Source organism: Thermodesulfobacteriota bacterium, assembly GCA_040756475.1.
GTDB lineage: Bacteria > Desulfobacterota > Deferrisomatia > Deferrisomatales > JACRMM01 > JBFLZB01.
Genome location: JBFLZB010000131.1, coordinates 1 through 12,736, shown reverse-complemented (window position 1 = coordinate 12,736; position 12,736 = coordinate 1). Strand labels below are relative to the sequence as shown.

Sequence of the window (12,736 nt, the reverse complement as noted above, 5' to 3'; positions counted from 1 at the left end):
GGCCCCCGGGAGGGGGCCGCCCCTCTTGGCTCCTGGGGGAGGGCACTGCCGGCGGAGGGCTCCCGCATGCCAGACCCGCATGCCAGACCTTGGGTGCCGCCTGCGATCAGTGGTAGCGTAGGTGGCGTCGGGTGCAGGTGCGAAGGGCGGGGGGAGAGGAGGGCACTGGGGCCATGGACGCACTCATTGTGGAAGACAGCCCGGTGTTTCGCGAAGTGCTGCGCACGCTCCTGTGCGCGTGGTTTCCCGGGTTGAAGATCTGCGAAGCCGAGGGGGTGGAGGAGGGGCACGCCCGCTTTCGGGAGCACGCACCCGGCGTGGTCTTCGTGGACATCGGCCTGCCCGACGGAAACGGCCTGGACCTGGTGAAGCGGATCAAGCAGGAGGCCCCCGGAACCACCGTGGCCGTGTGCACGAGCCACGACCAGCCCGCCTACGAGGCGGCAGCCCTCGGGTGCGGCGCCGACTGCTTTCTACCCAAGCACTCCCTCGACCCCAAGCAGATCGCCAGGGTGGTGCGCCGGGCGATGGAAGCAGATCCCTCCCCGGAGGACGCGTCACAGAAGTAGTTACGCCGCGGCTGCTCCCCCGAGTCCGCCCGCCCCATGCCCCATGCTCTATGCTCTATGCTTCGCCCCCCGCTCACTTCTGCGCCCCTGAGGTCAACGATCTGTGTCCGAGCAGCGGCGCCAGCAGCCGGAACGCCCCCGTAGTGACACGGCGGGGGCGGGAGGCGACGCCCACGTGGGACCGGGTGTAGCGGATCGAGTGCTGGCGGTCGCGCTCGAAGATGTCCGCGCACTCCGGCCTGCTCGCGACGACGGATGCACAGGCTTCCCGTTCCGAGCATCAGGACCCTTGCGGAGATGGGTGTAGGCTGGTATGACGGCCAATCATACCGGAGGGTAGCCATGGGCATGGCGAAGGTAGCCGTCACGATGGACGAGGAGCTTCTGGCCCGGGTGGACCGGTTGGTCAAGGAGCGCGTGTTCCCAAGCCGAAGCAGGGCGGTTCAGGAGGCGGTCGCCGAGAAACTGAGCCGGTTGGGGCAGGGACGGCTGGCACGGGAGTGCGCGAAACTAGACCCAAGATACGAGCAGGCCTTGGCCGAGGAGGGTCTTGCGGCGGAGGGGGACGGGTGGCCGGAGTACTGAGGGGAGACATCGTGTGGGCCGACCTGAACCCGGTTCGCGGCCGGGAGCAGTCCGGCCTTCGCCCGGTGCTCGTGCTCAGTGCAGCGGTCTTCAACGACAGGTCCGGCACGGTGATCGCGGCGGCTCTCACCAGCCAGGAACCCCGCGCCGGCTTTCCCCTCACACTGGAACTCTCGAGCCCCGACCTCCCAAAGCGCTCCTGGGTCAAGATTAGCCAGGTCCGCACCCTGTCGGTCGAACGGCTCGGCAAACGGATCGCCACGGCCAGCGCGGAAGAGCTTGCCCAGGTGTTGGAGGGGCTGAACGAGATCATCGGCGGATGACCGCCGGCGAGAGGCCGTGATGCGCAGCGGAAAGGCCGTCACAACAAGGGTGCCAGCAGCCGGCACGCCGCCGTGGTGACCCGACGGGGGAGGGAGGCCGACTCCACGTGCGACCGGGTGTATGGGCTCGAGTGCTGTAGGTCTCGCTCGAAGATCTCCTCGAGCCGGCGGCACAGGGTGGGGGAGAAGACCAGGAGATTGAGCTCGAAGTTGAAGCGGAAGGAGCGGATGTCCATGTTGGCGGACCCCAGCGTCCCCCACTGGCCGTCCACGGCCACAAGCTTGGAGTGGAGCATGCCGGCCTCGTAGCGGAACACCCGGACCCCGGCCTCCAGGAGGCCGGGCAGGAAGCTCTCCCCGGCCCGGTCCACCAGGGGGTGGTCGGTGCGCTCGGGCAGGAGCAGGCGCACGTCCACGCCCCGCTGGGCCGAGGAGGTGAGCGCCGTGGTGATGGCGCCGTCGGGGATGAAGTAGGGAGTGGCGATCCACACGCTCCGGCGGGCCGAGGCCACCGCGTGGAACAGGGTGGCGTGGATCGCCCGGGCTGGGTCGTCCGGACTGCTCGCCACCACGTGGACCACCGCATCTCCCCGAAGCTCCTGGGGCGGAAAGTACCCCTCGTCGGTAAGCTCCTGCCCGGCGGCAAAGAACCAGTCCTCCGCGAAGACCTCCTGGAGCTGCTGCACCGCCGGGCCCTCGACCCGCAGGTGGGTGTCGCTCCACGAGGGCTTTCGGGCCCACCGGCCCCGGTACTCGTCCCCGATGTTGACCCCCCCGGTAAAGGCCACGACCCCGTCCACCACTGCCAGCTTGCGGTGATTTCGCAGGTGCAGGGCAAAGCGCGGCGGCAGCGCCCCCAGGGGCAGGAACCACGCGAGCTGGCCGCCCGCGGCCGTAAAGGGCGAGGTGAAGGCCGTCCCCAGGCTGCGGGAGCCCACCGCGTCGAGGAGCAGGCGCACCTCGATGCCCTGCCGGGCCTTCCGCGTGAGGAGCTCCAGGAAGTGGCGCCCCGTCTCGTCGGGCTGAAAGATGTAGTACTCGAAGTGGACGTGCCGGGCGGCCCCCATCACCGCCTGCTCCAGGGCCGCATAGAGGTCCGAGGGGCTGTCGTACAACTCGACGGCGTTGCCCCGGGTGGGGAGGAGGCGGGAGGTGCGGATCGCGATGGTGAGGGTCTCGGCGGCGGTCTGGGTGAGCCCGGGGGGCGGTTCCCGCACGCCCCCGGGGCCCTTGCCCCGGGAGGCGAGTCGGGCGGCGAAATCTCCCGCCAGGCGACGCTTGCGGCGAAAGGTGCGGCGGCGGATCGTGGCCGCGCCCACCAGCACATAGAGCAGCGCGCCCACCCCCGGCAGGAGATAGAGGCCCTGCAGCCACGCCAGCGTGGCCAGGGGTTCCTTGCGGCGCAGCAGGAGGTCGGCGGCCAGGAGGGTGGCAAGCGCCAGGTGGAGGAGCACCAGGGTCCAAAGGCTCGGCATCGCGGCAGGCCTCACGGGAGGGCAAACCACCAACACACGAAGACGCCAGGGAGTGCTGCGGTTAGGGGCGCCGAGGGGTGCCGCAGCGTTCGCACCCAAAATCGCTATCGCTATCGGTATCGGTATCGACCCCGATCCCGAACCCGACCCCGATCCCGCTTCTCAGGCGCCTGGCCGCTCCATCAGGTACCCCCTGCGCACCCGTCCCAGGCTCGAGAGCAGGTTGGCCTTGATGCCCGGGTGACCCCGCTCCAGCTCCCCGAGGAGCGCCTTCACCTGCTGGCGCTTCATGTCCTTGGCGCCGCACACGGGGCATCCGCAGCCCACGAGGGGGAAGCCCCGGGCGTCGGCATAGGCCCGGATGTCGTCCTCGAACACCGTGCACAGGGGGCGGATGACCACGTTGACGCCGTCCTCGGCCCGCAGGAGCGGCGGCATGCTCTTGATCTCTCCCGTGAAGAACTGGCCGAGCAGCAGGGTCTCGATCAGGTCGTCGGCGTGGTGCCCCAGGGCCAGGCGGGTGAACCCCTCTCGCTGGGCCGCACCGTAGAGCACGCCGCGCCGCAGCCGCGAGCAGAACGAGCAGTAGCTCGAGCCCGGGTCGCGCTTGGCCTCCACGATCTCGTAGATGCGCGAGGGCTCCACCCAGTGCCGGAAGCCGTGCTCCCGGCAGTAGGCCTCGATGGCCCCGGTGTCGAACCAGGGGTAGCCGGGGTGGACGGTGACCGCCGCCACCTCGAAGGAGACCGGGGCTCGTCGGCGAAGCGCCTCCAGGCAGTGGAGCAGCGTCCAGCTGTCCTTGCCCCCCGAGAGGGCCACCAGCACCCGGTCGCCCTCGCGGATCATCCCGAAGTCGTGGATGGCCCGCCCCACCTTGCGCAGGAGGCGCTTCTCCAGCAGGTCGGCGGCGGGCAAGGCCATCAGAGGACGACGAGGTCCAGGAGCGAAAGGAGCGCGATCACCACGAGCACGACGTTGAGGTCCTCGAAACGCCCCGTGAGCACCTTGAGGAGCACGTAGGAGAGGAACCCGAACAGGAGCCCCGTGGCGATGGAGTAGGTAAGCGGCATGAGGAGAATGGTGAGGAACGCCGGCAGCGCCTCGTCGAACCGCTGGAAGTCGATGCGGTGGATGCCCCGGATCATGAACAGGCCCACGATCACCAGGGCCGGAGCCGTGGCGTAGGCGGGCACGGCAGCGATGAGGGGGCTGAAGAAGAGCGCCAGCAGGAAGAGCGCCCCCGTCACCACCGAGGTGAGCCCGGTGCGCCCGCCCTCCGCCACCCCGGCGGCCGACTCGATGTAGGTGGTGGTCGTGGAGGTGCCGAGCACGGCGCCCACCAGCGTGGCCACGGCGTCGGCGCCGAGCATCCGCCCGATTCCCGGGATGCGCCCGTTGGCCTCCACCCGGCCGGCCTCGTAGGAGACGGCGAGCAGGGTACCGAGGCTGTCGAAGAGGTCCACGAACATGAAGGAGAAGATGGCGGCCCACAGCGCCGGCCGGATCGCCGCGGCGATGTCGAGCTGGAAGGCCACGGGCGCAATGGACGCCGGGGCGCTCACGAGCTGCGAGGGGGGCTCGGTGAGGCCGAGGAGGAACCCGGCCGCGGCGGTGGCCAGGATGCCCAGGAGGATCGAGCCCCGGATCCCCCGGGTCTCCAGCACCGCCATGAGGGCGATGCCGCCGAGCCCCAGGAGCACCGGGGGAGTCAGCGGCCCCAGGCCCACCAGGACCGCATCGCTCTTGACCACGAGCCCCAGGTTCTGGAGCCCGATGAAGGTGATGAACAGCCCGATACCCACGCTCGCCGCGAGCCGCAGGTTGGCGGGGATCGACTCGATGATCCGCTCCCGCACCCCGAGCCAGGTGAGCACGAGGAAGAACACCCCGGAGAGGAAGACGACCCCCAGGGCCGTCTGCCAGGGCACCCCCTGGCCCAGGCACAGGCTGAAGGCGAAGTAGGCGTTGAGCCCCATGCCCGGCGCCATCATGAAGGGGGCGTTGGCCCACAGGCCCATGAGCCAGGTGGAGAGGCCCGCCACCAGGCACGTCACCGTGATGAGGGCCCCCTTGTCCATCCCCGTGGCGGAGAGGATCGAGGGATTCACGAAGACGATGTAGGCCGCGGTGAGGAAGGTGGTGAAGCCCGCGATCACCTCGGTGCGGACGTCGGTGCCGTGGGCCCGCAGGCGAAAGAAGTCGGTCATGGGGGTCCTCCGCGAAACGAAACCCCCGCCCCGACGTGGGGCGGGAAGGGTCGAGGGTAGGGTGGGCGCCGCCCGTCGAAACGAGCCGACCGCTGATCGCTGAAAGCTCGCGCCCCTATGTCACGTCGCCCAGCATCTCCACGAAGCTCTCCAGGCGCGTGCGGGTGCGGGCGTCCACCGCCATGGGGCGGTCGCCCTCGAGGGTCAGCACGGGCACGTCCAGGGACTTGCGCAGCAGCATGTCCTCCATCTGGCGAAAGCAGAAGGACTGCACGTAGTGGAGCACGCCCCGGATGCGCCTGCGCGCGACCTCCCGGCGGATGTCCTCCAGGCGGGCGAAGATCCCATAGGGGTATGTGAAGCGGGTGTAGGCCGTCGCCAGGGGCTCGCCCAGGTAGGGAAGGCAGAACTGCCTCTGGGTCTCGTTGTACACGACCCGGGCGCCCAGGGACTCGAGGAAGGGGTAGAGCCCGTCGATGATGGGCGGCACCCCGAGAAACCCCAGCCGCACCGGCTCCCCCCGCCGGGGCCGGCCCGCGGCTTCCCGGAGCAGGGCGTCGAGCCGGACCTCGTACCCCTCGGGGTCGCCCTCGAAGTCGCTGGCCGAGACGAGGCTCAGGTGGTTCTCGAAGCCCGAAACCCGGTCTTCCTCCCAGGTCAGGCGGTCTATCTCCAGGGCTCGGGCGCGCACCGGATCCAGGCGGGCCTTTTGCCCTTCGGCCGCCTCCCGGGTAGCACCCAGGCGGCGGCAGAGGCGGTCGATCTCGGCGGAGAGCACCTCGGGCGAGCGGTCGTAGGGGTACGCGAAGGGAATCGTCGCGAGGCCCTCGTACTGCCAGATCTCCAGCAGGGCTTGTGTATTGGAGCAGTCCCCCGCCATCACCCCCACCACTGCGTCCACCTCGGAGCGCCGGGCCGCAGCGTAGATGCCCTTGATCCAGCCGCAGGTGGTGGCCGGGAAGCCCGCGATCTCCGCTTCTTCGACGAACGCCCGGCGGTCGGGATGGGAGATGAAGGCGTTGTTGAGGTCCACGGGGATGCCCCCCGCGGCGTAGATCACCTCCACGGGAATCGTGGTGGTGATGCCGATCCTCCTGCCGGCCGGCATCATTCTTCGCGGATGAAGAGGAAGTAGATGATGAACGCGCCCACGGCCACGCCGCCGGCCGCCAGGAGCAGGATGTTGCGGTTGGGGCCGTCCTGCGCCCCCGCGAGGGTGGACCGGGCGAGAAAGGCGATGCCCAGGGCGGCCGAGACCGCCACGAAGGTCACCCGCCACTTGAGAAGCAGCGAGAGCAGGATGACGGCGCCCAGGCCCGCCAGGCCGTAGGGATGGGTGAAGAACGCCACGAGGCGCTCGTTGGAGACGTTCTCGAGCAGGGCGTTCCAGTCCACGGAAGAGAAGGTCTCCCGGAGTCTCTCCCACATGGCGGTTCCCCTCTGGCACCCGGGTGCCGGCTGGGGGTTGGCGGAGACGTAACAGTAGCAAAAGCGGGCCGCCGGGGCCAGAGGGTGGGAAGGGGCGTGGCGGGTTGCACGTGGCGGGTTGCACGTGGCGGGTTGCGCGTGGCACGTCGCACCCAGCACCCGTCACCCCCAACCTGCAACCTGCAACGCGCCCCGACCGTCTTGACTCCTGTCCCCGAATCGGGGAGAAGTGGCGGCTCGGACACGGGCAGGGGGCGCCGGCGCAGGAGGGGTCGTGGAGGGCAGTCTGGGGTACGCCGTGCTCTTCGGGGCGGGGCTTGTGGCGGGCACCATCAACGTGCTCGCGGGGGGCGGGTCGTTCCTGACCCTGCCGCTCCTCATCTTCTTCGGCCTCCCCCCCACGGTGGCCAATGCCACCAACCGCATCGGCGTCCTCTTGCAGAACGTGGGCGCGGTGTGGGGGTTCCACCGCCACGGGGTGCTCGACTGGAGGAGCGTCGCCTGGGCCGCAGGGCCGGCCGCCCTGGGGGCCGTGGTGGGCACTTGGGCGGCGCTGCGGGTGGGGGACCAGGCGTTCCAGCGCATCCTGGCCATCCTGATGGTCGCCGTGACCCTCTGGTCCCTCTGGAACCCCCTCAAGGGGCGGGCCGGCAAAGCTCGGGGGGGACCCCGCGTCGGGCTCCTGGCGATGGGATTCTTCTTCGTGGGGGTGTATGGGGGGTTCGTGCAGGCGGGGGTGGGATTCTTCATCCTCGCCGCCACGACCCTGGCGGGCCTGGATCTGGTGAGGGGCAACGCCGTGAAGGTGCTGAGCGTGCTGCTCCTGACCAGTGTCTCCCTTGCCATCTTTGCCGGGCACGGCAAGGTGGATTGGGTGTTGGGGCTCGCCCTGGGAGCCGGAAATACCGTGGGAGGCTTCGTGGGCGTGCGTCTGGCGGTGCGCCGGGGCCACGAGTGGCTGCGCCAGGTGGTCACGGTGTGCATCATCTTCTTTGCGGTGCTGCTGCTGGTGAGGGGGTAGGGGGACGGGGTGAAGGGTGAAAGGTGAAAGGTGAAAGGTGAAGGGGGAAGGGGGAAGGGGGAAGGGGGAAGGGTGACGGGTGACGGGAGACGGTAGGAGCGGCCTTGGCCGCGAACGGGGCCGAGAGTCGGACATCAGAACCGGCCGCAGGGTCTTCTCGCGGGCGCTTGTTCTCTTCGTTCTCGCGTTTGCCCCAGGTGCGCAGGGCGACGAGGGCTGGAGCCAGGCCGAGGCCCCGTGGGCGTGGTCGTTCCCCCGGGATCACGGGGCCCACCCCGACTTCCGCACCGAGTGGTGGTACTTCACGGGCAACCTTCGAAACGCGGCCGGAGCCCGCTACGGCTACCAGCTCACCTTCTTCCGGCAGGGCGTGAACCGGGAGCCGCCCCACCCCGAGAACCCCTGGTCCCTGCGCGACGCCCACCTGGCCCACTTTGCCCTCACCGAGACCGAGGGCCCCCGCTTTCGCCACGCCGAGCGCCTGTCGCGGGCCGGGCCCGGCCTCGCCGGCGCGGCCGAGGGGCGCATGGAGGTGTGGAACCTCGACTGGTGGGCCGCCATGGAGGAGGAGACCATCCGCCTGCGCGCGCGCACCCCGGAGATGGGACTGGAGCTCGAGCTCGTCCCCCGCAAGCCGGTGGTGCTTCATGGCGAGGGGGGCCTGAGCCGCAAGGGGCCGGCGCCGGGGCAGGCCTCGTACTACGCCTCCTTTACCGACCTGGCCACCGCGGGCCGCCTGGTTCTGGAGCCGGGCGCCGAGCCCGTCGCCGTGACGGGCACGAGCTGGTTCGACCAGGAGTTCGGCTCCAATCAACTCTCGGAGGACCAGGCCGGCTGGGACTGGTTCAGCCTGCACCTCTCGGACGGGGGCGACCTCATGGTCTACCTCCTGCGCCGCAGGGACGGGTCCCTGGAGCCCGCGAGCTCGGGCACCCTGGTGGAGTCCGGCGGCGCGGCGCGGCACCTTCCCCTGGGCGACATCCAGGTGGAGGTCCTGGGCAGGTGGCGAAGCCCCCGGAGCGGCGCCTCCTACCCCAGCCGCTGGCGGCTGCGTGCGCCCGGCGTGGAGCTCGTGGTGGCGCCGCTGGTCCCCGACCAGGAGCTCGACACCCGGGAGTCCACGGGGGTGGTCTACTGGGAGGGCGCGGTCGCCGGGGAGGGCACCTCGGGGGGCCGCCCGGTGACCTGCGAAGGGTACGTGGAGCTCACGGGCTACGCGGGGGAGCTCGGCGGCCTTTTTTGATCCCCCGGCTCAAGTCTTCGCCTCGTTGGGCCGATACACAGAAAACGCACGGGTGCGGGCTCGGGACGGGCCCCCGGCAAAGGCACCGCTGGAATCGGCACCGCAACTCCCCGGGGGGAGTCGAGCGCTTTCATGGAGGAAGGTACCGGCCCCAGGAAGAGGCGTGGCGTTGCGAGCCTGATTCTGCTCCTGGCGGGGGCCGCGGCCCTCTCGGGGTGTCTGGGTCCCACCACCCCGCTCGGGGCGGTCGACCGGCCGGCGGGGGAGGGCGGCGCACCCTGCGCCGCTGCGGAGTCTCCCGGCGAGACCGCCGAGCGGGCCCAAATCCACTTTTCCCCCTCCTACCAGCGGGTGCACGGGCCCTACACCTGGCAGGTGGCGGTGGTCGACCCCCACGCCGCCGACCGGCCCGACGCCAGTCGCCTGCGGGTCTTCTACAACGGGCTCGAGGTCACGGAGTCGGCCCGCTTCCAGTTTCGGGTGGCGTACCGCCCGGCCGCGGAGGGGGACCGGGAGGCCCTGCTCCTCGAGATGCCCCATCTGCGGCTTCCCCCCCTGGACGACCACGAGATCGTGGTGGAGTACACTCCCGCCCAGGGCCGCCCGCTCGCAGCGCGCTATCCGTTTCCGGCGGTGCGCGACCTGGGGGCCGAGGAGGCTCTGGCCGGCACCGACCCGTTTTCCGTGAGTCCCCGGGTCCTCGAAGCGGTGTTCGAGGCCAGCCGCCACTACCGGCTCAACCCGGTGCTGCTGGCGGCGCTCATCGCCCAGGAGAGCAGCTTCAACCCCCACGCCGTCTCCAAGGCCAAGGCCATCGGCCTTACCCAGGTCACCCACCTGGCCGAGCGCGACATCGCCCCGGCCTTTCCCCACTGGCCCCGGTATCCCGGCATCGAGCGGCTTTCGCGAAGCCGCCTGCGCGCCCTCATCCCCCAGGCGGTCCACGGGGGCAACGAGTGGCGCCTCGACCCGGTGAAGAGCGTGTGGGGGGGCGCCCACTACCTGGCCTACCTGCGCACGCGCCTCACCCACGAGCGCAACCGCCCCAAGCTGGGGCTGGGCGGGGAGGACGAGGACCGCATCCTCGCCGAGGCGTGCCTCGCCGCCTACAACAGCGGCCTCACCCGCACCCTCTCCTGGCTCTCGCGCCACCGCGGCCAGTGGCTCGACCAGGACGACGCCCGGGAGGCCCGGCGGTACGTGCGAAAGATCCTGAGCTTCTACGGCGCCTTCCGGGAGGAGCCGGCTCCCCTCGCCTGGGGAGAGCCCACGTGACCGGCCACACGCGCAAGCCCGTCTGGTTGCAGGTGCTGGGGTGGTTCTTCTGGCTTCACGTCCTGGGCATGCCCGTGCAGGCCATGCTCGTCTTCGGCCATCCTCCCTGGGAGTGGACCGCCCTGTGGGCCAAGATCGCCCCCCAGAACCAGCTCGTGATGGTGTGCTCCGCCACGGCCGCCCTGGGGGTGCAGCGGGTCTCCCGGTGGGGATGGTACGCCGCCCTCGGCTTCGTGGGAGTGGCGCTGTGGAACAACTGGGTCCTTCTCCACTACCCCACCCCCATGCCCCGATGGACCGTCGGGGCCGCCAACGGGGGCCTGGTCCTGCTGGGCGCGTGGCTCCTGCGACCGCCCGTGGTTCGCCTCTTCCACGCCCGAAGCCTCCACTGGTGGCGGGCGGCGCCCCGCTACCCGGTATGCGCCCGGGTGGAGCTCGTGACGCAGGCCGGCGTTCGCGCGGAGGGAAGCGTCTTCAACCTCTCGCGCACGGGCCTCTTCGCCGAGGTTCCCGGCCTTGGGGTCCCCCAGGGAGAAGTGGTCCAGGTGCGGGTGCACCTGGAAGACCGGCTGCTCTCGTGCCGTGCCCGGGTGGTGCGCTGCGCACCGGCCTCGGCCACGTACCCCGAAGGCCTGGGCCTTCGCTTCGTCTCCGTCCCCCTCCCGGACCGGGTCTGGCTCTGGCTGGGCCTGCCCGCCGGGGCGGAGGCCTAACCCGCCTCGAGGACCGGGACGGACGCCTCGGCGAGGCGTCCCTAGTGCGCCTCCGATGGCGCAGAGTCAGAGGGGTGCAAGTCCCCTCCGGGCAGACGCCTGCTGCGCGAAACCTGAAGTAACTGCGTTGCCGCAAGGCAGGGTGGAGAGCAACGGAAGGTGAACCACTGGTCCGTAGGATGACGAACCCGATACGGCCACATGGATCGGCGAGTCTGCTAGGGGTGTGCGAAGCCCTGACCTGTCTGACCCCCAGACGCGCGGACCGCCGCGCGGGAATCTGGAAGGGGACAGGAAGTCCGTCACGCTGACACAACCGAGGCGGGTACAAAAGCGATGACGGAGAGCCATGGGGTGGGTGGGGACGGAACGGTGGGAAGGCTCTGTGCAGTAAAGAGGGAGACCCGGCGCGGGAGGTGACCTCGCCGGGAGTCAGAGGCTCCATAGTAGCGGGGAAGCACCGTAACGGGTGTGGAGCGAAGGGAGCCAGGAAGGTGGATGCGCAAGGCCTATGCCAACGAAACGCCAACCCTCGCCAGTGGGCAACCGCTCTAAACAAGAGGGAGACATCCGGGCTCGATGGGCCTGGGTAGAACCGGCGGTATGGACCGAGCGCATGCTGGAAGCCCTGGAACATGGGGTCAAAGGAGGCAAGTGGTACAGCCTGATGGACAAGGTCTACGACCCGGACAACCTGCGGGCGGCATGGGAGAAAGTACGCCGAAACCGGGGAGCGGCGGGGGTGGACCGGCAAAGTGTGGAGAAGTTCGGCAAGCGTGCGGAGCACTACCTTCGGGAGCTCCAGCACGCGCTCCAAGAGGGGAGCTACCACCCCCAGCCGGTGCTTCGGACTTGGATACCGAAGCCGGGGACCACTGCCCTTCGGCCGCTGGGAATACCAGCGGTCAAGGACCGGGTGGTACAAACGGCGCTGCGCAACGTGATCGAACCGATCTTCGAGGCGCAGTTTCTGGACGTGAGCTACGGATTTCGGCCCGGGCGCTCGGCAAAGGACGCGCTGCGGGAAGTGTGGCGACTGCTGGCGGCAGGATACGTCTGGGTCGTGGACGCCGACATCCAAAGCTACTTCGACACGATCGACTGGACCCTCCTGATGGAGGACGTGAAGAAGAGCGTCTCTGATGGGAAGGTGCTGGCCCTGCTGGAGAGCTACCTCACACAGGACGTAGCGGAAGGGCTCAAGGTATGGAAGCCAACGCAGGGGACTCCCCAAGGGGCAGTGATCAGCCCCTTGCTGGCCAATCTGTACCTGCACACCGTAGACGGGACGCTGAGCCAAGCGGGCTGCCGGGTGCTGCGCTATGCCGATGACCTGGTCATCCTGTGCCGGAGCGAGGGCGAGGCCAGACAGGCCTTGGCGCTCCTGCAAGCCGAGATGGCCCGGCGAAGGCTGACGCTCCATCCCGACAAGACCCGGCTGGTCAACGCCCGGGAGCCAGGTGGCTTCGACTTTCTGGGGTACCACTTCGAGCGAAGGTACCGCTGGCCCCGGATCAAGAGCATAAAGGCTCTGAAAGACAGGATTCGGGGGAAAACGAAGCGCAGCAACGGCCACAGCCTGGCCTGCATCATTGCCAGTCTGAACCGCATCCTGAAGGGGTGGTTTGGTTACTTCAAGCACAGCCATTGGACCACCTTCACGCCGCTGGACTCCTGGATTCGCATGCGCCTGCGCAGCATCCTGCGCAAGCGGTCCAAGAGACAAGGCCGCGGACGAGGTTGGGACCACACACGCTGGCCCAATGCGTTCTTTGCGGCGCGGGGGCTGTTCACCCTTGTCACAGCCCACGAGGCCGTCCGCCAGCCCCGCTGCGGAAACCACTGACCGGAGAGCCGGATGCGGGAAAACCGCCTGTCCGGTTCGGAGGGAGGAGGG

The 12,736-nt window shown here is 69.7% G+C and carries 13 protein-coding genes; 8 read left to right on the top strand and 5 right to left on the bottom strand.

The features are described 5' to 3' along the window. Positions 1-173: 173 nt before the first annotated feature. From AB1578_16620 to AB1578_16610, 3 genes are all read left to right on the top strand, one after another. Positions 174-569 carry a response regulator transcription factor gene (locus AB1578_16620; GenBank protein MEW6489527.1) on the top strand — a complete coding sequence of 132 codons (396 nt, stop codon included), beginning with the start codon at positions 174-176 and terminating at the stop codon, positions 567-569. Positions 570-911: 342 nt separating this feature from the next. Beyond that, the gene (locus tag AB1578_16615) at positions 912-1,154 is read left to right on the top strand and encodes a ribbon-helix-helix domain-containing protein (GenBank protein ID MEW6489526.1); all 243 of its coding nucleotides are present in this window, start codon (positions 912-914) and stop codon (positions 1,152-1,154) included. Beyond that, positions 1,139-1,477 carry a type II toxin-antitoxin system PemK/MazF family toxin gene (locus AB1578_16610; GenBank protein ID MEW6489525.1) on the top strand — a complete coding sequence of 113 codons (339 nt, stop codon included), beginning with the start codon at positions 1,139-1,141 and terminating at the stop codon, positions 1,475-1,477. Before AB1578_16615 ends, AB1578_16610 begins: the two co-directional genes overlap by 16 nt. A gap of 38 nt (positions 1,478-1,515) precedes the next feature. Here AB1578_16610 and cls read toward each other — a convergent pair whose 3' ends face one another. The 5 genes from cls to AB1578_16585 form a co-directional block, all read right to left on the bottom strand. Continuing rightward, positions 1,516-2,952, bottom strand: coding sequence for a cardiolipin synthase (gene cls, locus AB1578_16605; protein MEW6489524.1), 1,437 nt, complete (start codon positions 2,950-2,952; stop codon positions 1,516-1,518). A 162-nt stretch (positions 2,953-3,114) separates the two neighbouring features. Next, positions 3,115-3,873: a tRNA 2-thiocytidine(32) synthetase TtcA gene (gene ttcA, locus AB1578_16600; GenBank protein MEW6489523.1), complete on the bottom strand. Its 759-nt coding sequence runs from the start codon at positions 3,871-3,873 to the stop codon at positions 3,115-3,117. Continuing rightward, positions 3,873-5,159: an NCS2 family permease gene (locus AB1578_16595; protein ID MEW6489522.1), complete on the bottom strand. Its 1,287-nt coding sequence runs from the start codon at positions 5,157-5,159 to the stop codon at positions 3,873-3,875. Before AB1578_16595 ends, ttcA begins: the two co-directional genes overlap by 1 nt. Before the next feature lie 115 nt (positions 5,160-5,274). Beyond that, entirely contained in the window at positions 5,275-6,267 is a 993-nt protein-coding gene (locus AB1578_16590; protein ID MEW6489521.1) for a 2-hydroxyacyl-CoA dehydratase, read from the bottom strand. Further along, positions 6,267-6,587, bottom strand: a complete 321-nt coding sequence (locus AB1578_16585) for a hypothetical protein (protein ID MEW6489520.1) — start codon at positions 6,585-6,587, stop codon at positions 6,267-6,269. The genes AB1578_16590 and AB1578_16585 overlap by 1 nt, the downstream gene beginning before the upstream one ends. A gap of 274 nt (positions 6,588-6,861) precedes the next feature. On the opposite strand from AB1578_16585, the gene AB1578_16580 reads away from it, so the two are divergent. From AB1578_16580 to ltrA, 5 genes are all read left to right on the top strand, one after another. Continuing rightward, complete coding sequence (locus AB1578_16580; GenBank protein MEW6489519.1) at positions 6,862-7,608, top strand: sulfite exporter TauE/SafE family protein; 747 nt, start codon at positions 6,862-6,864, stop codon at positions 7,606-7,608. Positions 7,609-7,687: 79 nt separating this feature from the next. Beyond that, positions 7,688-8,851, top strand: coding sequence for a lipocalin-like domain-containing protein (locus AB1578_16575; GenBank protein ID MEW6489518.1), 1,164 nt, complete (start codon positions 7,688-7,690; stop codon positions 8,849-8,851). A gap of 132 nt (positions 8,852-8,983) precedes the next feature. After that, on the top strand, positions 8,984-10,126 hold the full coding sequence (locus AB1578_16570; GenBank protein MEW6489517.1) for a transglycosylase SLT domain-containing protein: 1,143 nt from the start codon (positions 8,984-8,986) through the stop codon (positions 10,124-10,126). Beyond that, the gene (locus AB1578_16565; GenBank protein MEW6489516.1) at positions 10,123-10,839 is read left to right on the top strand and encodes a PilZ domain-containing protein; all 717 of its coding nucleotides are present in this window, start codon (positions 10,123-10,125) and stop codon (positions 10,837-10,839) included. The genes AB1578_16570 and AB1578_16565 overlap by 4 nt, the downstream gene beginning before the upstream one ends. 616 nt (positions 10,840-11,455) lie before the next feature. Next, positions 11,456-12,685 carry a group II intron reverse transcriptase/maturase gene (gene ltrA, locus AB1578_16560; protein ID MEW6489515.1) on the top strand — a complete coding sequence of 410 codons (1,230 nt, stop codon included), beginning with the start codon at positions 11,456-11,458 and terminating at the stop codon, positions 12,683-12,685. Positions 12,686-12,736: the final 51 nt, after the last annotated feature.

Bases quoted from the DNA above. Each gene is read 5' to 3' on its own strand.
- AB1578_16585 (MEW6489520.1), bottom strand. From the start codon at position 6,587: ATGTGGGAGAGACTCCGGGAGACCTTCTCTTCCGTGGACTGGAACGCC.
- AB1578_16615 (MEW6489526.1), top strand. From the start codon at position 912: ATGGGCATGGCGAAGGTAGCCGTCACGATGGACGAGGAGCTTCTGGCC.
- ltrA (MEW6489515.1), top strand. From the start codon at position 11,456: ATGCTGGAAGCCCTGGAACATGGGGTCAAAGGAGGCAAGTGGTACAGC.
- AB1578_16620 (MEW6489527.1), top strand. From the start codon at position 174: ATGGACGCACTCATTGTGGAAGACAGCCCGGTGTTTCGCGAAGTGCTG.
- ttcA (MEW6489523.1), bottom strand. From the start codon at position 3,873: ATGGCCTTGCCCGCCGCCGACCTGCTGGAGAAGCGCCTCCTGCGCAAG.
- AB1578_16590 (MEW6489521.1), bottom strand. From the start codon at position 6,267: ATGCCGGCCGGCAGGAGGATCGGCATCACCACCACGATTCCCGTGGAG.
- AB1578_16570 (MEW6489517.1), top strand. From the start codon at position 8,984: ATGGAGGAAGGTACCGGCCCCAGGAAGAGGCGTGGCGTTGCGAGCCTG.
- cls (MEW6489524.1), bottom strand. From the start codon at position 2,952: ATGCCGAGCCTTTGGACCCTGGTGCTCCTCCACCTGGCGCTTGCCACC.
- AB1578_16595 (MEW6489522.1), bottom strand. From the start codon at position 5,159: ATGACCGACTTCTTTCGCCTGCGGGCCCACGGCACCGACGTCCGCACC.